The sequence below is a fragment of the Clostridium sp. OF09-36 genome (genome assembly GCF_003481985.1).
Lineage (GTDB): Bacteria > Bacillota > Clostridia > Lachnospirales > Lachnospiraceae > Brotaphodocola.
Genome location: NZ_QUMD01000010.1, coordinates 103,301 through 122,238, shown reverse-complemented (window position 1 = coordinate 122,238; position 18,938 = coordinate 103,301). Strand labels below are relative to the sequence as shown.

Here is an 18,938-nt window from a genome sequence, read left to right as displayed (position 1 = left end):
ATGATACTGTAAAGAATAAACATAACCTCTACCATACGAAAGACTATTTTCCTTAATATTAAATATATTATTATCCATATTTATAGTATACCATATGTATTGCCAAGATGCAAATGTATGTTCGATTCTTATTTATATTTTTTGCACGCCTAACTCATCACTAAAGTAACGAGAATGCGGCGTGCATTTTTTCAATTTTATATTTACTTTTAGTACAACTTTGCGCCTGCCGGAATGTGGTTGTCTACCATAAGCAGGTTCAGCTTCTCTTCGCCGTTCTCCTCGCATACTGCGCTAAGCAGCATACCGTTGGACTCGATGCCCATCATGGCTCTCGGCGGGAGGTTAGTGATTGCAATGAGGGTCTTGCCCACCAGCTCTTCCGGCTCATAGTATGCATGAATACCGGAAAGGATGGTGCGGTCGGTGCCGGTTCCGTCGTCCAGAGTGAACTGCAGAAGCTTTTTGGATTTCTTTACTGCTTCGCATGCTTTTACCTTTACTGCGCGGAAGTCAGACTTGGAGAAGGTCTCGAAGTCTACGTGCTCCTCGAACAGCGGCTCTACCTTTACGTTGGAGAAGTCGATCTTCTCGTTCGGGGTGAAGAAGCCGTTGTTGTCGCCTGCGGACTTGGTTTCGCCTTCTGCTGCTTCAGAAGTGCTGCTATCTGCTTTGGAAGCTTTCTTATCTGCATCCAGGCTCTTCATAGTCGGGAATTTTTTTGATTGCTAAGCTAACTCTTGTATATCCTTGTAAACCCTTGGAAAATGGGCTTTCCCGGATTCTATATACTTGGATACTCTTGGACGTTTTTTTGACTTTTGTGCGTCCAAAAGATGTCATTCGCCTTAAAATACGTCTTTTTATTTTATGCATGTACTGCTGTGTCAAACACAACAATACTTAGCAAGTATAACATATTTGCCACAGTATGAATAGGTATATTTTTCAATCTTCAAAGAGTTCAATCGCAGGACTCTTTTCTAAAAAATATCCATATTTTTTGATAATTTCTCAATTACTGATTTGGTAACATCTGGGTTTGCTTCTGCATATATGTTCATGGTAGTCGATACATCAGCATGTCCCATTACCTCTTGAATTACTTTGATGTTGGTTTCATTCTCGCAAAATCTTGATGCAAACGTATGTCTGAAGATATGGCAGGAGAATCTTGGAATCATAACAGGTTCTCTCTTCTCCTTTTTAGCAGCCACCTCTTCTTCTGAATTATGTGTATCCACAATTCTCTTGATTGCCCGGTTTACTGCTGCTGGGTTATGTGGCATCCCAAATCGGTTTGTAAATACAAAATTGGTCATTCCATCCACATTCTCAACACAAAAGCCTTCTTGCTTCTGTCTCTCATATTCTTCCTGAAGCACATCATATACCTGCTGCATCATAGGTATTCTACGATTACCAGCTTCCGTCTTTGGCAAAGATACTCTAAACTCACATTTATATGAATCATCCGCTCTCTGGTAATAGGTTAAGCTATGATTGATATCAATGATTCGATTCTCCAAATCGATATCATCCCAGCGTATCCCAATTGCTTCTCCTATTCTGCATCCAGTTCCTAACAAAAATACAAAGAATGGATACCAGTGATAAAAGAACGGATTCTTTGCTACATACTCCATGAATTTTCTCTGCTGATCCACAGTCAACGCTCGCCTTGTTTTTCTGGCACCACCATTACGCTTCTTTACTTCACAGTATGCTCCGTCTACCGGATTCTTCCTTATGATATCATCTCTGACAGCAAGCTGAAATGTAGGTCTTAATACTGTGTTAATTGTCTCAAGCGTATTAATCTGTAATCCCTGATTATTAATCAAGTCTGTATAAAAGAATAACACGTCTGAGTATTTCACATCTCTTACTTTCTTCTTGCCAAATGTATCACGAATAAAATGATTCCATGTATACAAATAATTACTGTAAGTAGTGCTACGCAATTCTGTTTTAGTTGATATGTACCTGTCAAACAAAAAGTTTACATCAGCTTTTCCTGCGACATAGATATCAAGTCCATCCAACTGGTCTTTTTGTAACTGTTCTTCTCTTTCTCGAAGCTTTACCAAAGACTTTGCATAAATGGTTCTTTTCTTGCCTAATGGATCAATATATACATATGAGTATCTTCCGTCGCCTTTTCTGTAACCCTCACCCTTTCTTAATACTCTGCCTTTACCATCTTTTCTACAAGCCATTATTCTCTCCTTTCCGGAGAAAAGAGCCTGTTCTACTGATTAGCCTGCTGCTTCATTTGTAATTCAACACCCATTCTAATCAATTGCGAAATGGATAGATTATGAGTCTCAGCATACTCAACCATTATCTGGTATTCCTCTTCTTTGAATTTAACAGTTACCTTATGATCAAAAGGTTTATCTGCTTTTGGTCTTCCAGTTCTAACCATCTGTATGCCTCCTTCATATCTTAGTCATATTATACTTTCGGTCTGACCGAAAGTCAATACATTTTTTCTCTCTTGGCTCATTTTTCTCCATACTTGTTTGTATTTCTTCTATATCAATGCGTCATTTCTCATAATTACTTATAAAACTCGTCATCTACAATATGGAAAGTCTCCAGATATTCATCAATAATATCCAGATTAACCAACACCAGCTGATTCACTTTATAACATGCCTTTGCATCCTTCGCTAACTTCATAAACTTTGACACACTCATTGAATACATCTCTGCTCCTTCTGAATATCTGACAAATCTTTTATTATTAGTCTTTTTAGTTCTGCTGTCCATTTGCTAACTCCTCCATTACCATTTTGCGAGCTACAGGTAACAGATCAAACTGTCGTATCAATGCTCTGTCTATTTCTTCTCTCACGCCGGAATCCTCAATGACAGTTCCACTTTTTGCTCTAATGCAGCCTTTTGAAATTGTCTGTGCATCTTCAGGCATAAAATCAGATATCTTACTTAATCCAAATCCACTCACATCCTTCGGATTTAAAATCACATGTACCGGAATATCCTTTAACTTACTGCTCAAAGGGACTACTGACACCTGTGGTGCACCATCATGATTACTGGCATCACATGAAATAATTATTCCTGGTCTGATTCCTCCCTGGATGCCATGTGGATTTTTTCCAAAATCTGCATACACGACATCAAATTTGTTATACTTACCATATCTTCTTTTTTCTGTTCGTCTGCTCATATCTATGCTCCCTTCTTGATGTGCATATCCAATCTGCCCTCATCTACAGTCACCACAATGCCGCCTGCTTCAATAACCAGTCCTACCTTAAAATAAGCATCCGCAACACTGCTGGATATAGCTGCCATATTCGCAACAACTACTCCACTGATTTGCTTTTTGCGGATCATATTCACAATCTGATTCCACTGGCGATCAACATCTCTCTGCGAAAAGCCATTGCGTCTTATCTTTCCCACGATTGAATATTCTTTTCTCTTTACAAATTCATGTATATATTTGCTCTGCTTGTCTTCAAGCATATTTACTTTTTCCAATGGAGCCTGCACTGAAAGATATTCTATGCAATCCATCTTTTTAATCTTTCTTCTCATTCTCTGCCTCCTATGCTGACTTCAAAGCCTGCTCTATCATAAAATCAAATGTCTTTTTCAAATAATCCTGCTTATCTGCAGGTAACCGCTTTAGCCTCGAATCTAATGAATCCGGTGTACAGTCTATTGCAAGTAAGCTATTTGCGTCTGTTTCATAAACTTCCATAAGCATATACAAATTTTTCATGCTCAAGTTTCTTCCTCCTTGCTCCACCTGTCCAAGTGTCGAAACACTTATTCCAGTTTTAGCAGCAACCTCTTCAATGAGAAGTCCTTTGTCCTTACGGATATCACGAATCACCGGACCAATTTTATATCCTTCATATTTCATCGTCGTACCCTCCAATGTCCTGTGCCATTTCCCTAATCATCTCTACAGCTGCATCTTCTGTCTCGTACTGACCAAGCCACTTCCCACTTGAATCATGTACAACTGTTCCGAATGCAGTCTGTGTAAATCTGCAATCCTTCACAGCCGGGACTTGTTTGTCCCGACCGGAATGATTTTCTGTTGTCGCTCTACCAAAGGACTCCGTTAGCATCCAAAATCCTCTGCATGAGATACAATAATTGGCACCGGACCGACTTCAAGAGAATAGAGCCATATGCCCATATCTGTGATGGTCTTAACAAATTCTTCCAGATCATAAATGTCATCTGTGATCTCATTCAGGCTTCTGACTACTACAACCTCAAAGTCTTCCTCTTTAAGTGTTGCAAAGAAAGCATTCAGACCTTCTCTGTCATAGTCTCTTGTTATCGAGCGGTCACAATATGCATCGTTAATTATTACTCCGTTAGGCATTGCCTGATCACGCATATTCTCGACCATCTGGACTACATTGAGTTCTGCTCTGCGGGACTTTATAAATGCAATTCCCTTAGCAAGCTCCTTATTATCTGTACCTTCGTTTCCTACTACGTTAAAATCTCTTTTATTCATTTTGTTATCTCCTTTACGATTTCGTATTGGAGAGTTTTGGCGCCTCCACTCTCGTGGTGTGCTGTTCTTTAGCACATGTTTATGGTACTCTATTAAAAAAAACTATGCGCCCACTCTAAAGACTATCTTTTCTGATTTGTAGTCTTTAAAAGACTATTTTTAATTTCTCCCTCTATTCTTCCAGTCACCATTTTTAGATCGTTTACTAATTCCACCATCTCCGGCGAATAATTCATGTGTTCTTCTCCAAACAATAAAAAATCAGCAGAGCAATCCAAGATTTGTGCAATGCAATACAATTGTGGTATCGTACAATTTGCTTTTCCACTTTCAATTCGAGACATCTGGTTCTTACCAATGCCAAGATAGCTTGCCAACTCTATAGCTTTCATATGTCTTGATTCTCGTATATCTTGAATTCGTATACCAATTTTCGAACAAGTATCAGAATCATATTCTTTTATCTCTTGGATCACTCTGCTCACCTCCCTTACAAAAAAATAAGGAGCCTCTATCATTCAAATATTGAACGATATCGGCTCCCTTTTGCCCTTATCAACTGCCAATTCAGCTGATGTATTATTTAACTTGTATTTTATCTGCCCGCTGTTTTTTTACGGAATAAACCACAAAATTTCCATCTTTATCTCTGCGCACTTCTGCATCATGACCATTTTTAGTTGCTGCCTGTATCTGACGAAATAATAAAACTGTTTTATCTTCTTCCATAAGCACCTCCTATAGACTAATCCATAAATTGATTACGACCATTTATATCTTCAAACAAATCGTCTGTATAATCATCGCATTCTTCATTCATAGAAATTTTCATATTACTATCACGAACACTTCCATCAGGCGATAAAAAAGTGAATTCTTCTATAAATTGTGCTTGCTCCATATCAAATAGCATAATTGTAATCCATGGTTTTACACAAATCCCCTCCAAGGTATCTTTAAGTAATTTATAGAATTTTCTATTAAAAACCACAAACGATAATTTATCTGCTTTGACTTCATCCATATAATATAGTCCTAAAACCATCAATAATTTCTGTCTTAGTTTTATTGTCTGTTTACGAATGGCTTGCTGTTCCGTACCGAGCATTGTCCAAAACTCAAATAGCCATTGTCCCATAGTGTTATCAGAAGTAACGGCATCAGTAGCAATTTCCCAATCAGGTCTATAATGATAATTTAAAGCATTGTAAACCTGAGGTGTCATTGGAACCTGAACTTTATACCCCCTCTTCATAATCTCCGACAGTACTAAGTCAGCTGCATTTTTTTCAAATGCTCTGTATTCTTCTGTATCCACTTTTCCATTTAAATTACGCTTTTTCATGCCATGAGCAGACATAAGCATTTCAAAGGTAACTCCACTATTTGGATCTGCATTCTCCGCAATATTAAATATTAAAGCATCTGAATTTTTGCCCGTTGTTTTTTTGTTTACAATTCTTGAAAGCGTAGACGGATTAACCTCACACTTTTTTGCGAACTGTGACATACTAAGCTCTGGACCTTTTGCTCTCACAACTAATTCTGCCAATCTATCCTTATCCGGAGTACTTATTCTTACATATTCTGATAGAATTGATAAATCTCTTTTCATTAATTTGCTTCCTCCTTTCACATAGGATACCATAAATTTTGCGTGTAGTCAAATCTTTGCACAACATTTGCATATCAAAGCAAAAACTTTCTATTTTTTGCATGAAAAGATATTTATGCAAAGTACTGTTTATTTATCAAATGCCCTCAACATTTTATCAATTGCCTCTCTCTGGGCAAATGTTATCTTATTTTCCTGTCTGCCCTTTTTGCCCGATATGATATAATCCATACTGTGCTCAAATATCTGTGACATTATATATAACTGCTGTATAGTGCAATTTGCTCTACCATTTTCAATTCGTGACATTTGGTTCCTTGTTATTCCCAATTCCGTTGCCAACTCAATGCTTTTCATATTTTTGTCTAGTCGCATTTCCTGTATTCTCTGCCCTATTTCAAATTGTACATTCTTATCATATTCTCTTATTTCCTTGTTCATATTGTCCATCCTTTAAAACTTGTTACCGTTAACTCGTTTGAGGACGGACAATAACTCCCTAGGATATGTAATTTTCAGCAAATAAAAAAGGACACATGAAAAACAGTGCCAGTCCTCAAACTGGTTTCTAATTTTTCATGCGTCCTTAGGATGGCACCTTTGCGTATCATCAGCTTACGCTTATTGCAGGTGTCTCCCATATCATGATGACCACTAATTTAATTGTCTTGTCCTGTTGCGGTCAAATATCTGCCGCAACATCTGATGTCCGACTGTATGTATCAGATATAATACTTATCCTGTTCTACTCTATCCAGCAGCTCACCCTCCTTGAAATTCTTCAAGGTCATTACTCTGCCACAATGGTGACATTTCATCATAACTCTCGGCAGTACCGGATAATTTCTGTTACCTGTAACCATGTATGAAACTTTCATACTCTTTTTGCACTTCTTACAATAAAAATCTATAACTTTTAACTCTTTGTTCAATTCAGTTCGCTCCTTATTCATACAAAATCATCACTATCTACAACTTTGTACTCGTAAAGGAAAGGGAAATCACCTTTGCAAGCCTTTTGCCGGGAGTTCCGATGAATGTCTGCACATTCCCCGGCTTTGCTGATCTAAAGCCAACTGATATGAATTGTGCTGTCAGCACACAATCACATCAGGCTCCGGCTCTTTCCATAAACCACATATTGTTATCTTCATAGAAAAGGAATATTTCCTTTCCATCTACCACACAGGTATAACGCTCTCCAACTCCACCAGCCCTTGTACTGGCTGCTCTGCGCTTGTCTTTTACTCGTGTAATCTCATACTTTCTGCCATCTTCCCATGTTATCTCTTTTGGAATGAGCAGTCCGTCCCTTGAAAACTCTGCAAGTACATCAACATATACCTTATTGCTCAATGTAATCACCTTCCTTACAAGATTGCTATTGCTCTGGAAGCATCCATCTTCCTTGCTATATAGCCTTTTTCTTCTAATATTTTCAGATGTGCATAAACACTTGAAGTCGATGCCACCCCTACCATCTTGCATATCTCCCTGATAGTAGGAGCATAGCCATTCACACGCTGATATTGCATAATGCTTTCATACACATTCTGCTGCTTCTCCGTCAATGGTGCTCTGTCTACCAGATTAATTCTTGCTGCTTCGCTCATGTTCCGCCTCCCTCTTCTTTACTCTATTGGCACTTCTCGTTGCTAACCTGAAAAGTACCCATGTGGATGTACTGTGTGTTCTTCTTTTGCATTGACTGCCGATAGAATCCTGTCCCGGTACATGAGTCCCCTCTGGATACTGTAAAATCCAAATCTTCTGCGTATCTCATCCACCGCTGAATCCATCTTCATCTGCTTTTCACGCTTCTCCACACTTGAGAATAAATCAATCTGTTCCCAATAATTATCTGTTACTAAGTCTGCACCTCGGACACCAACACTGCGGATTGGCTTGCTCCAGTTATAGTTTTCCTTAAATATCTGATAAGCATATGCAGCTATCTCTCCGGTGATATTCGTTGCATGGTCAATCTTTTTCTGACGGGTAAAAGAGAATAACTCATTATCCCTGACACTTATCTCAACCACTCTGCACCGGAATCCATTCTCACGAAGTCTTGCTGCAACACTCTCAGCCAGAATATAAAGAACAATCTTTACATCCTCATCGCATACTAAATCCTTTGGCGTCGTTATGCTGTTTCCCACCGATTTGATTGGAGCGTGGGTATTCTCCAGCTTGACAGGTGAATCATCATAGCCATTAGCAAACGACCATAAGATACTGCCCCTCTTTCCAAGGTGACTGTTAAGCACATCTTCATCTGCCCTTGCAAGATCACCTATGGTTTTGATACCAAATAATGCAAGCTTTCTGTTCGTACTTTTGCCAACGTATAGAAGATCTGCCACCGGAAGTGACCATGCCTTCTGCTTAAACTCACCCTTATACATAGTTGTGATTGCATCCGGCTTCTTATAGTCTGAACCAAGCTTTGCAAATATCTTATTGAAAGAAACACCAACACTTACTGTGATGCCAAGCTCTGACTTCATTCTCCTGCTGATTTCCTGTGCAATGAGCAATCCATCCCCTTTAAGGGAGCTGCTCCCTGTAACATCAAGCCAGCACTCATCAATCCCATATGGCTCCTGTCTGTCCGTATATTCTGCATATATCTCATGCGCCATCCTTGAGAACCGAAGATATAAGTCCATTCTTGGTGAAACAAATGTTATGTCCGGACAGACTTGCTTTGCCTGCCAGAGTGCCATTCCTGTTTTCACACCGTACTTCTTGGCAATATAGTCAGCTGTTAAGACAATCCCATGTCTTGCCTCCGGGTCGCCGCCTACTGCCAATGGCTTTCCTGCAAGCTCAGGATGATGCAGATGTTCAATCGAAGCATAACAACAGTTGATATCTGAATGAAGTATTACCCTGTCTCCCATCTGCATCACCTCCTGCATTTAATCTGTCATTACCATAACTTTAGTCCAAGTATATGGGTAATGTTTCTTACAGGGCATAGTATAACCCCAAGAATAATCGACTGTCAACGGACACATGTGTCCTTTTTCTCATTATATTGGATTTTTAGCTTGAATAATTGGTACTGTTGCTATATACTATGGAGTGAAAAGAGACATTAGAAATCAACAAAATGAAAGAAAAGAGGCGTATGTATGTACTCAATCGGAGAAATCATTTCATTATATAGAAAAAAGAAAGGCTTGCTCCAGCAGGATCTCGCTGATGAACTGGCAAAGGAAGGCATTACCATTTCCTACAAGGCTATATCCAACTGGGAGCGAAATCTTGCCGAACCAAGCGTAACGATATTTTACAAGGTGTGTAGAATCCTTGGTATTACTAATATGTATGAAGCATATTTTGGAGTAAATCCTGCTGATCCTTTCTCATCATTGACTGATGAAGGCAGAGAAAAAGCTATGGACTACATCAATCTGCTCCATGCATCCGGAATGTATGAGAAGAAAATGGCTAAGATTATCCCATTCCGCAGCATTGATATATTTGAAAATGCGGTATCAGCTGGTACTGGTAATTTTCTTGTAGACGGACCGAAAAAGACCATATGCATAGATGAATCTCTTCTACCAGAAGATACTACATTCGGTGTACGCATCAGTGGTGACAGTATGGAGCCTGAGTTTCACGATGGTCAGATTGCATGGGTATTACAACAGGAATCTGTTGATACCGGAGAAATCGGTATCTTCTCTCTCAATGGAGAAGCCTATATTAAGAAGTTACAGAACGATAACGACGGAATTTTCCTTATCTCACTTAATAAAAAATATGCACCTATCAAGGTTAGTGAAAATGACCGCTTAGACATATTTGGAAAAGTTCTTGGAAAATCTGATGCTTCTGCTATTACAGGGCATTGCCGATAAAATTGCAAGTCCTTTTTATCGGACACATCATTTTGCATAATTAACAATAAGAAAATATCTATCTATCTATAGAACTGAAAGAAGGGATTTTTATGGCGGTTACCAATAATATCCGAGAAATCCGAGAACAACGTGGCATTTACCAGGATGACCTTGCCGCTGCTATCGGATACAGCACCAAAACTGTCGGCAGGATAGAACGTGGAGACAGCACCCCATCTGCCGAGTTTATGCTGCGGATTTCTAAATACTTTAATATGCTGGTGGAAGATGTCTTCCATGTAGAAGATTGAGCTGGGCACAATGACACCCAGCTCTTTTACTATCTACTTTCAACATAAATTTTAAAATCACATATAATTATCCACTAACATATATGTAATTACTGTGCAAATCTTAATACAGTTTTGCACCTGCTGGAATTGAATCGTCTAACATTACAAGATTCAACTTTTCTTCACCATTTACATTGTGAATAGCTGAAAGTAACATACCACAAGAGTCAATTCCCATCATTGAACGTGGTGGAAGATTTACGATTGCAAGTAATGTCTTACCAACAAGTTCCTCTGGCTCATAAAAAGCATGTACTCCTGAAAGAATTGTTCTCTCATTCTCTGTTCCATCATCAAGTGTAAATCTAAGAAGTTTTTTGCTCTTAGGCACTGCTTCACAATTCTTTACCTTTACAACACGGAAGTCTGACTTTGAGAATGTATCAAAATCAACCTGCTCCTCAAATAAAGGCTCTATTTCAATACCTGTATTATTTTCAACAACTGCTGCCACTTCTTCTGTTACTACTACTTCATTATTATCCATTTGGTTAATCTCCTTCTCTTCATTTCTCACAATATATTATATCGACAAAACCGGAATCATCAATAGATATAATAGACATTTCATTTCTATTACTCATATATCTTATCAACCTCTGCTTCATACACCGCCTCAGTATGTGCATCGAACAGCACCCATTCCACCAAATCAAAGCTGTTTGGATTATCCTGCAGGAATCTATTAACTGTATGAACTGCAACTTTCGCTGCTAGCTCTACCGGAAAACTGTACACACCTGTCGATATAGAAGGAAATGCAATAGACCTGATTCCATTATCCATTGCCAGCTCCATGGAATTAAAATAGCAGTTAGCAAGAAGTTCCTCTTCTCTATTCCTTCCACCATTCCATATCAGTCGGTCATTTTTTGCGGACAGTTCATACATGCTATCCTTTTCTGTTCTCTGCTCCTGCGTTTGCTCTCGTTTGATTTCTCCCTCCGTATCTTCTTGGCACAAGCAGGACAATACCTTGATGCACCAGAGCCCGGGACATATTCAACGCCGCACACCGTACAATTTTTAGCGGGCATTGCTGCCCACCGTTTTGTAGGTATGATATGTAATTCATCGACAAAGCCGATGAATTTATAGTAAATCTTGATTTCCTGCTTCACTGTTCCGTCTGCCATCTTCTCACGCTCCGAAACAAGTATCTTGTCTATGAGTGCGTTTATAACTGTTGCATCCAGTTCTTTTAAGCCTTGATAATTTCGGATAAGGGCGAGGAAGTCACGGATTCCCCGTGATTTCTCGTAGCTTTCATTAAGAGTTTCCGTCACCTCTTTCAGCCTTGCTTCAATTTCAAGCTGCTCTTTCTGGTATTTCCCCGACATCATCTCAAAATTCCGCTCGGTAATACGCTCCATGACCTTATCCTCGTAGAGAGAGGAAAACAGCCTGTCCAGTTCCGCAAGGCGTTTGTTCAGCTTCTTACGTTCTTTCTCTAATGCTTTCGCCCTGCTCTGGTCTGTTTCCGTGAGCCGCTTTTCTATGGCCCTGACCGCCTTTTCATCATTCACTGCCATATCCGCAAAACAGTTGATGTCGGCAAGAACGGCATTGAATAAATCCCTTGCTTCTATATTGTGGGCACTACACTCGCTTCTTCCGTTTCTTGCATAATTATTACATGAATACTGTACACAGTCGATAATCTCTGGGCGTTTCCTCCTGTGTACGTTCATTGCCCGCAGAGCACATCCGCAGTCCACACACTTGATAACGCCTGCAAAAATATTTACAAATCCTCCCTTGTTCTGTGGAAGCCTACGACTTGTAATAAGCTGTTGGACAATATCAAATTCCTCCTGCGTGACTATTCCCTCATGGGTATTGGGTATCACTTCCCATTCTTCGGGCAGCTTAGAGGGGCGTTTCTTGCTTTTCATATTGGCGGCAATCCGTTTGTAGCCTACAAGATTTCCCGCATATATCGGGCTTCTTAAAATGCTCCTCACGCTGTTCCCACTCCAAATATAGCGTTTGTCCTCGTTCCCCTCAAAATGACGTTCAAAGCCTGTTTCGCCACGCTCCGCCGCATAAGCGGCAGGGCGTAGGATATGCTGTTTATTAAGATGTCTGCAAATTTTGGCAACTCCATTCCCTTTTAATGCAAGGTCGAATATCTCTTTTACAACATGTGCCACTTTATCATCTATCAGCAGATGGTTGTGGTCGGCAGGGTCTTTGATATAGCCATAAGGGGCGGTAGTTCCCATGAATTTCCCCTGTTGAAACCTCGCCCGATATGCCGATTTTATCTTAACAGATATGTCAGCGGCATACATTTCGTTTAAAATGTTGCGGAAAGGCGTGATGTCCATAGCAGATTTATTCAAGGTATCTACGCCGTCATTGACCGCTATATACCTCACGTTATGCTCTGGGAAGAAAACTTCCAGATATAACCCACAATCAAGATAGTTTCTCCCCAGACGGGATAAATCTTTCGTAATCACGCAGTTTATCAGACCGCTTTCAATGTCTTTTATCATATTCTGGAAACTTGGTCTTTGGAAATTTGTACCAGAATAACCATCGTCCACATACGTTTTTGCTATGTGCCATCCCTGCTTTTTCACATAATCCGTGAGGATGGATTTCTGTGTCGCAATGCTCGCACTCTCGTTATCCGTACCATCGTCTTTAGATAAGCGGCAATAAATGCCGACTAAATAGATTTTCTTTTCTTCTTTGATTCCTGCCATACTGTAAAACCTCCGTATCTGTCCTATCTGTTTTCATGTCCCATTGCGTACATTCTAAGCGGACAGCCCCTCATTGTCGAAGGTGTCGCCCTCGGCAATCTTCTTCCGAATATCCTCGGAGATAATCGGGACAAACGCTTCTGTAACGGTCTGTGTGCCGACATATTCACGGCTGATTATCATCTGCACTGGTGCTTTTGGCACGATACGCTTTCTCTTTTTATCTGCTTTCTTATCCTCGCCCATACTTAAATCTTCCTTTCCAGACAGGGCAGGGAAGAGTTTGGAAATGTCCCCGCCCTGCCAATCAGATACCATTAATCCTCGCTGTTTAATTCTTTCTGTAATGCTTTAAGGAGTGCCGCCGCTTCATCAGCGTTCAGCGTGATTCCCTTGCCGCACTTTTCACGGTTCGGGGAAAAGCTGCGGATGTCATACTTCGGCTCTTTCCCATTCCATGAAATGAGATTGATTTCCTTTGTGTAGCCACTGTCGCCCGTAGACAATACTGCGATTTCCTTTACGATTTCATACTGGATTTCTCTCATTCTCCATACCTCAACTCTCTGTATTTACTTCCCGAAAAAAGAAGATTAGCGGCTGTCACGGTTGCGTTTCCTCTGCAACTCACGCTCCAAAAGTTTGATGATGGTTTCCTCCATCTGCTTCGGCGTTGTGTTCTTCGGAAAGTATTTTTTCAGCTTGCTTGTGTTGATTTTCAAGGTTTCTTTCTGGTTGCCCTTTTCCTCCGTCATAATCGCAAATATCGTATCCATGTCAAGCCGCCCGCTCTGGCTTAACTGTTTCATCCGCTGTGCCTGTGAGAGTGAGGGCGTTGCTTCTTCGCTCTCCATCGTGGCAAAGAGGTTTTCCTGCTCGTCTTTCTTCAAGAAGGACAGTTCCACCGCAGGCGTGAGGGCGATTTTCCCCTCGTCCACCATCTGCAAAATCGGCGGTATCAGTTCCGTCAGGCGGATAAAACGCTGCACGGTCATCCTGCCCACGCCGAAGCCCTGTGCCACCTTGTCGTCCGTCCGCAACTTCGTCACAACTTGTGACGAGGTTAAGTCTGTGCGGAAACCCTGCCGCTTCATGGCTTCGGATTTCATCTTGTAAGCAAACGCCCGCTCCGATGGCAGGATATTCTCACGCTGCAAATTGCTGTCTACAAGGGTGATGATGGCTCGGTCACGGTCTAAGGGCAGGACAAACGCAGGCACGGTATTTATCCCTGCAAGTTCAGAAGCACGGACACGCCGCTGTCCTGCAATCACTTCATAACCGTCCCCGTCCTCTTTCGGGCGTGTGATTATCGGCGTGACAATGCCAAATTCCTTGATGCTTTCCGCTAACTCTGACAGTGTTTCATCTTCTGCCACATGAAACGGATTGTCGGGGAACGGGTACAAGTCTTTGGTCTTTAACACCTTAAAATCCTGTTTCTTCATTCACATATCTACCTTTCTTTCGCTCTGCTTCTATGATTTTTCTGCAATTCTTCCAACACTTCGGGCGGTATTTTTGACAGCAGCCGCCCCATCTGCTCGTTGGTTCTCTGCAATTCAAATATCTTCTGATTCGCTTTCTGCACCTTTAGTTCCTGCTCGTACTTTTCATCACGCATACGCCCCGCATAGTCTGATTCCTGCCCAATTCTCTCTTTCAAACTGTCGATATACGCCTGCTGTTTCCCGATTTCCTTAGAGAATTTCTCCACGTCTGGCAGCCATGCAGAGAGTAAATCTAACGCTTTATCCCTTTTCTTCCCTGCGTTAAAGGCGTTGATGTCGGATAGGGCAGACACGATTTCTTCATACTGTTTATCAAGCCTGCCGCCTAATTTATAGAGCCATGTGGGGACGTGTTTCCGCTTGGTTTCCATTGAGGACTGCCCCCGTTCAAGCTGATTCCACCGTGAGGACATCCGCTCATGGTAGGCGGTCTGCCACTCGGATAATGATTTCTGGTTGCCTAAGATAGCTTTCGCTGACAGCTTATTGTCTGGCGTAATCGGCACAAAGCAGAGGTGCATATGGGGCGTTCTCTCGTCCATATGGACGACAGCGGAGAGGATATTCTGCTTTCCAACACGCTCCGAAATGAAGTCAAGAGCCGTCTGGAAATACGCTTTTTGTTCTTCGGGCGGTAACTGGTTCATAAATTCTGGTGAAGCTGTGATGAGCGTTTCCACCATCATCACGCTGTCTTTCCTTGTCCTGCACCCCGCTTCGGCTACCATGCGGTTAATCTCTTTCTTGTAGGTGTACTTTGGTGGTGCTATGAGATGGTAATTGTTTTTAGAGCGTTCCATATCTATATCTGGGTTGCTTTTGTAGGCTTCTTTCTTCCGCTCGTTGTGGCGTTCACAAGCCGCAACGCCGCCCGCTTTTCGTTTCTGGAAACGCAGGATTGCATAAGGCATAGGCGGATTCCTCCTTTCTTTCGGCGGGTGACCGTCCTTTGGGGTGACAGCGGTGACGGTGGTGACAGCAGTTTTGGGATACCCCCTGCCGACTGCCGCAACTGTCACCCTCACCCCCTGCATGACGGTCATGTCGATGATGACGGTGTTTTTGGGATACCCCCCCTCGCAAGAGCCGTCACCGTCATGCCGCCATTCTTTTATCCGAAGCCGTAAGGCGTAGGATAGCAGGGCACAGCCCTGCCTTAAGGGAGTCCAGAGGGAACGTCTGGCACACGACTTTGCAGGGCAAAGTGTAGTGTGTTACACCCTGTAAACGCAGTCGGAAAAATCGGAATGATTTTTCTGACCGCAGGGGTGGTTTTACACGACCGAAAAGGGCGAGTAAATCTCACGCCTGCATTTTGCGTTTACGGGGTGTTCTCCCGTAGGGATGACAGCGGCAGGGTATCCTAAAATCACTGTCACCACCGTCACTGCTGTCACCCGCAGGGCAGAGCCGCCAGCTTTACATGGCTTTAAGCGTCAATGACAGTAACAGGGGGGTATCCTAATATCGCTGTCACCACCATCACCGCTGTCACCCGCCCTCCTTGCAAGGGCAATCCGCCTGCCGTCTTTCCTGCGGCTGTACTGGTAGCAGATACGGTTCTCGCTTAAAAATGTGGTGCGGTATTCATTCAGCCATTTCGTAATCACCGTGGGTATGGTTTCCGTTTCCCCCATAGCGGCTAACAGTTCCGTTGCCGTGCCTATCCATTCTTCCTTATCCCTCATAAAATCCACCAACCGAAAAAGGACATCTGGTATCGTTTCTTTCGCAAGCTGCTCCTGCGTTTTCCGCTCCACAAGCTCCCAACGGCAATCACGGAAACGCAGCGTGTATTCCTGATAAGGCGTGTCCCTGCCCGTCACATACAGCTTGGCGGTGTCAGACGCACGTTTCTCCTTTTCCAGAACAAAGGTAGCGTCCGCACTCCCCGTTAATCCTGTCGTCCCAGACACCTTGTTGAACACGTCGCTGTCATTCTGCTTTCGGATGTGGTGTACGACAATGACCGCCAGAGAGTGCCTGTCGGCAAAGTCTTTGATGAGGGAGATGTCCCCATAGTCGCTTGCATAGGCATTGTCTTTTGAAGCTGTACGGACTTTCTGCAAGGTATCAATGACAATGAGCCTGCTGTCTGGGTAATCTTTCAGATAATCTTCAAGCTGCACGATAAGACCGTCTGACAGCTTGCAGCTTGCCACGGCAAAGTGGAGCCGCCCGCTTGCTTCGTCCGTCAAACGAAATAACCTGTCCTGTATGCGGCAGAACGTGTCCTCAAGGCAGAGGTAAAGCACATCGCCCTCCATTGTCGGCATATCCCATAAAGGGATTCCCTGCGACACGCATAAGCATAGCTTCAGCATGAGCCAGCTTTTGCCTATCTTCTGTGAGCCGCAGAACAGCGATAAGCCTGTCGGGATAAGGCTGTCCACCACAAAGGATGGTTTCTCAAGCGGTTCATAAAGGAGCGTTTCGGCGTTGACTGTCTGTAACTTCTGCATGGCTTTCCTCCTTTCGGGCGGTGTCTTTGTTTTCGTTGCACATAGGCGTTGACCTCCTTAAAAATAGATTTACTCCCACGGAAAAAAGTGAGAGTATGTAATGCCGCCAATCCCACACAAATAAAAAACAGATTTCTTTTTCGGGCGGTGTCGGTCACGGTTGGAGATATTTCTTCAATTTCCGCCTTTACTTTCTCCTTTGCAATCGCAACAGATTTCTGTATTGCCGAAGCGGTGCAATGCTCCATAGCGGCGATTTGGTAAAAATTGAACTCATACTCGTAGTAGAGCAGGAAACGCCGCCTTTGTATCTCTGGAAGGCTCCCAACCGCCTTATAGAGCGTTTCATTCCGTTCTTCCTCAACCATGCGTTCATCAAGGCTCTTAGGCACACGCAACGCCCGTCTGTAAAGGGTTTCGTCCCATACCTCGTTAAACTCCCTGTGCCGCTCGTCCCATTAGAAAAGATTCCTGTTCCTGCGCTCCATCTGCCGAAACTCCATAAAGAACTGTTCCGACACTTCCAACTCGTGGGATTTGCCCTGCCCGTCCTTAAAGCTGATAAAATACCTTGTGCCGCTTTCCGTGGATTCCTCCCGAAGCGTGTATGCCTTAACCCTGTATGCCATCCTGTTGTCCTCCTGCAAAAAATGAGTGAGGGGATTTCCATCCCTCACCCAGTAGCCCGCAGGATGGCAGGCTGTTTTAGAAGCTATAAAATTTTCCGCAGCTTCTTCCGCAGATGGTCTAACCTCGCATAGATGGCACCAGTCGTCAAATGCACAAGCGGGGCAATCTCCTTTGTGGAATACCCCTGCATTTTCAGCAGGACGATTTTCAAGGTACGCCCGTCCACCGTGACTAATACTTGATAGAGATTTTCGCTCTCAATCTCTTCCAGTAACTCCGCAACCGTACCCACTTCCGCCTGCCGCTCCCTGCCTGCCATGTCCTCAAGATATTCCGCAACGTCATTCGTCCATCGGTAAAACCGCCTGTTGGAATTGAAGTCTGCCCTGTCCGCCATGCGTATCTGCTCAATGGTCGCTTCATCAACGCCGCACTCACGCAGCAGCTTTTCCTCCGCTTCTTTCCAGATACGCCATTTCCTGTCCTCCCGTCCGTGGTTGTATGCCATTCTTACTTCCTCCAATCAGAATTGATTGAGAGGGCAGAGAAAAGCCCCCTCATCTTCCCAAAGGAAAAAACAAGGGGCTGAACGCCTTAAATTTTAATTTTCTATTATCTTTCTTAGTTTTATTAGGATTCTGGCTTTGCGTTTGTTTACAACGCTCTGGGTTATGCCCAACCTCGCCCCGACTTCACGCTCGGAAAGTCCGTCAAAAAAGATTGCCTGTATCAGCTCCTGTTCACTATCCGACAGCAAAGGCAGGGCGGCTTTCAGCCTGTCCACCATGACCGCATTGACAACGGTTTCTGCAATGTCCACCGCTTCATCAGTGATAAAGTCCAGAGGATTCCCCTCGCTGTCCGTAAATCCGTCGAGAGATAGCAGTCTATTCTTTGTATCTAATTTTTGCAGATAACGCCACCGTTCCTTGTCACGGTAGAAGTCTGTGTATTGCTCCCTCACGACTTCAAGCAGACAGCCTTGAATGGGGATAAACAGCTTGTCCATATAGGTCTGGTCGGATTCCCTGCAACGGCAGAACTCCGTGTAGGATAATTCCACATAGCCGCCACTTTCTCTGATATATACCTTTCTTGGTGCATATTTCACCATAAATACCTCCCATCTGAATTTTTGAAATGTAAAAAATCCAGATGGAGAGGCGGAGAACGACACCGCATATCAGAAACAGCCCTACGGCACTTTCCAACAAAAATCGACAAAAGAAAAACCGCAAAGGCTCTGTGACCTTTACGGTTATAGGAAATAGTAATTCTATTGT

Annotated in this window: 26 protein-coding genes and 2 pseudogenes; 2 read left to right on the top strand and 26 right to left on the bottom strand. The window is 42.7% G+C overall.

Annotated elements, in window-relative coordinates:
• Positions 1-209: 209 nt before the first annotated feature.
• From DXA97_RS10170 to dinB, 15 genes are all read right to left on the bottom strand, one after another.
• The gene (locus DXA97_RS10170) at positions 210-707 is read right to left on the bottom strand and encodes a methionine--tRNA ligase subunit beta (protein WP_118719853.1); all 498 of its coding nucleotides are present in this window, start codon (positions 705-707) and stop codon (positions 210-212) included.
• A 276-nt stretch (positions 708-983) separates the two neighbouring features.
• A complete protein-coding gene (locus DXA97_RS10165) occupies positions 984-2,219 on the bottom strand; it encodes a tyrosine-type recombinase/integrase (RefSeq protein ID WP_004611641.1) in 1,236 nt (411 codons plus the stop codon).
• A gap of 32 nt (positions 2,220-2,251) precedes the next feature.
• Positions 2,252-2,428 (bottom strand): CopG family transcriptional regulator, encoded by a 177-nt coding sequence (locus DXA97_RS10160; RefSeq protein ID WP_077326067.1) that lies wholly within the window; start codon positions 2,426-2,428, stop codon positions 2,252-2,254.
• A gap of 134 nt (positions 2,429-2,562) precedes the next feature.
• Entirely contained in the window at positions 2,563-2,775 is a 213-nt protein-coding gene (locus DXA97_RS10155) for a DUF6462 family protein (protein ID WP_118719851.1), read from the bottom strand.
• Positions 2,759-3,196, bottom strand: a complete 438-nt coding sequence (locus tag DXA97_RS10150) for a type II toxin-antitoxin system PemK/MazF family toxin (protein ID WP_004611638.1) — start codon at positions 3,194-3,196, stop codon at positions 2,759-2,761. The genes DXA97_RS10155 and DXA97_RS10150 overlap by 17 nt, the downstream gene beginning before the upstream one ends.
• Before the next feature lie 2 nt (positions 3,197-3,198).
• Positions 3,199-3,570 carry a recombinase family protein gene (locus DXA97_RS10145; protein ID WP_004611637.1) on the bottom strand — a complete coding sequence of 124 codons (372 nt, stop codon included), beginning with the start codon at positions 3,568-3,570 and terminating at the stop codon, positions 3,199-3,201.
• Between the two features lie 10 nt (positions 3,571-3,580).
• Entirely contained in the window at positions 3,581-3,901 is a 321-nt protein-coding gene (locus DXA97_RS10140) for a helix-turn-helix transcriptional regulator (RefSeq protein WP_004611636.1), read from the bottom strand.
• A 204-nt stretch (positions 3,902-4,105) separates the two neighbouring features.
• Positions 4,106-4,513: a recombinase family protein gene (locus DXA97_RS10130; RefSeq protein ID WP_117529006.1), complete on the bottom strand. Its 408-nt coding sequence runs from the start codon at positions 4,511-4,513 to the stop codon at positions 4,106-4,108.
• Between the two features lie 122 nt (positions 4,514-4,635).
• On the bottom strand, positions 4,636-4,989 hold the full coding sequence (locus tag DXA97_RS10125) for a helix-turn-helix transcriptional regulator (RefSeq protein ID WP_166460051.1): 354 nt from the start codon (positions 4,987-4,989) through the stop codon (positions 4,636-4,638).
• 103 nt (positions 4,990-5,092) lie between these two features.
• Positions 5,093-5,242 (bottom strand): hypothetical protein, encoded by a 150-nt coding sequence (locus DXA97_RS20165; RefSeq protein WP_156454676.1) that lies wholly within the window; start codon positions 5,240-5,242, stop codon positions 5,093-5,095.
• A gap of 16 nt (positions 5,243-5,258) precedes the next feature.
• Positions 5,259-6,128 carry a hypothetical protein gene (locus tag DXA97_RS10120; protein WP_117529004.1) on the bottom strand — a complete coding sequence of 290 codons (870 nt, stop codon included), beginning with the start codon at positions 6,126-6,128 and terminating at the stop codon, positions 5,259-5,261.
• A 129-nt stretch (positions 6,129-6,257) separates the two neighbouring features.
• Complete coding sequence (locus tag DXA97_RS10115) at positions 6,258-6,569, bottom strand: helix-turn-helix transcriptional regulator (protein ID WP_166460050.1); 312 nt, start codon at positions 6,567-6,569, stop codon at positions 6,258-6,260.
• A 669-nt stretch (positions 6,570-7,238) separates the two neighbouring features.
• A complete protein-coding gene (locus DXA97_RS10105; protein ID WP_077326113.1) occupies positions 7,239-7,493 on the bottom strand; it encodes a hypothetical protein in 255 nt (84 codons plus the stop codon).
• 5 nt (positions 7,494-7,498) lie between these two features.
• The gene (locus tag DXA97_RS10100; RefSeq protein ID WP_077326115.1) at positions 7,499-7,741 is read right to left on the bottom strand and encodes a LexA repressor; all 243 of its coding nucleotides are present in this window, start codon (positions 7,739-7,741) and stop codon (positions 7,499-7,501) included.
• Positions 7,742-7,783: 42 nt separating this feature from the next.
• Entirely contained in the window at positions 7,784-9,034 is a 1,251-nt protein-coding gene (gene dinB / locus DXA97_RS10095; RefSeq protein ID WP_117570083.1) for a DNA polymerase IV, read from the bottom strand.
• A gap of 234 nt (positions 9,035-9,268) precedes the next feature.
• On the opposite strand from dinB, the gene DXA97_RS10090 reads away from it, so the two are divergent.
• Both DXA97_RS10090 and DXA97_RS10085 read left to right on the top strand, forming a co-directional pair.
• A complete protein-coding gene (locus DXA97_RS10090) occupies positions 9,269-10,003 on the top strand; it encodes a S24 family peptidase (RefSeq protein ID WP_117606315.1) in 735 nt (244 codons plus the stop codon).
• Between the two features lie 92 nt (positions 10,004-10,095).
• A complete protein-coding gene (locus DXA97_RS10085; RefSeq protein WP_004611564.1) occupies positions 10,096-10,296 on the top strand; it encodes a helix-turn-helix transcriptional regulator in 201 nt (66 codons plus the stop codon).
• A 103-nt stretch (positions 10,297-10,399) separates the two neighbouring features.
• Here the strand turns inward: DXA97_RS10085 and DXA97_RS10080 are convergent.
• From DXA97_RS10080 to DXA97_RS10030, 11 genes and pseudogenes are all read right to left on the bottom strand, one after another.
• A pseudogene (locus tag DXA97_RS10080) lies at positions 10,400-10,774 on the bottom strand (hypothetical protein); the annotation flags it as partial.
• Positions 10,775-10,914: 140 nt separating this feature from the next.
• On the bottom strand, positions 10,915-11,229 hold the full coding sequence (locus DXA97_RS10075; protein ID WP_330417384.1) for a macro domain-containing protein: 315 nt from the start codon (positions 11,227-11,229) through the stop codon (positions 10,915-10,917).
• On the bottom strand, positions 11,196-13,052 hold the full coding sequence (locus DXA97_RS10070) for a recombinase family protein (RefSeq protein ID WP_001820670.1): 1,857 nt from the start codon (positions 13,050-13,052) through the stop codon (positions 11,196-11,198). The genes DXA97_RS10075 and DXA97_RS10070 overlap by 34 nt, the downstream gene beginning before the upstream one ends.
• A gap of 54 nt (positions 13,053-13,106) precedes the next feature.
• Positions 13,107-13,298: a hypothetical protein gene (locus DXA97_RS10065; RefSeq protein WP_001820669.1), complete on the bottom strand. Its 192-nt coding sequence runs from the start codon at positions 13,296-13,298 to the stop codon at positions 13,107-13,109.
• A gap of 71 nt (positions 13,299-13,369) precedes the next feature.
• Positions 13,370-13,600 (bottom strand): PC4/YdbC family ssDNA-binding protein, encoded by a 231-nt coding sequence (locus DXA97_RS10060; RefSeq protein ID WP_001206986.1) that lies wholly within the window; start codon positions 13,598-13,600, stop codon positions 13,370-13,372.
• A 45-nt stretch (positions 13,601-13,645) separates the two neighbouring features.
• Complete coding sequence (locus DXA97_RS10055) at positions 13,646-14,500, bottom strand: ParB/RepB/Spo0J family partition protein (RefSeq protein ID WP_000743700.1); 855 nt, start codon at positions 14,498-14,500, stop codon at positions 13,646-13,648.
• 8 nt (positions 14,501-14,508) lie between these two features.
• The gene (gene mobV, locus DXA97_RS10050; protein WP_001820668.1) at positions 14,509-15,474 is read right to left on the bottom strand and encodes a MobV family relaxase; all 966 of its coding nucleotides are present in this window, start codon (positions 15,472-15,474) and stop codon (positions 14,509-14,511) included.
• A gap of 525 nt (positions 15,475-15,999) precedes the next feature.
• Positions 16,000-17,025 carry an AAA family ATPase gene (locus tag DXA97_RS10045; protein ID WP_001170964.1) on the bottom strand — a complete coding sequence of 342 codons (1,026 nt, stop codon included), beginning with the start codon at positions 17,023-17,025 and terminating at the stop codon, positions 16,000-16,002.
• 154 nt (positions 17,026-17,179) lie between these two features.
• A pseudogene (locus DXA97_RS10040) lies at positions 17,180-17,654 on the bottom strand (sigma-70 family RNA polymerase sigma factor).
• An 83-nt stretch (positions 17,655-17,737) separates the two neighbouring features.
• Complete coding sequence (locus DXA97_RS10035; protein WP_000323895.1) at positions 17,738-18,163, bottom strand: sigma-70 family RNA polymerase sigma factor; 426 nt, start codon at positions 18,161-18,163, stop codon at positions 17,738-17,740.
• 93 nt (positions 18,164-18,256) lie between these two features.
• Positions 18,257-18,766 (bottom strand): sigma-70 family RNA polymerase sigma factor, encoded by a 510-nt coding sequence (locus DXA97_RS10030; RefSeq protein ID WP_105116765.1) that lies wholly within the window; start codon positions 18,764-18,766, stop codon positions 18,257-18,259.
• Between the last annotated feature and the right edge of the window lie 172 nt (positions 18,767-18,938).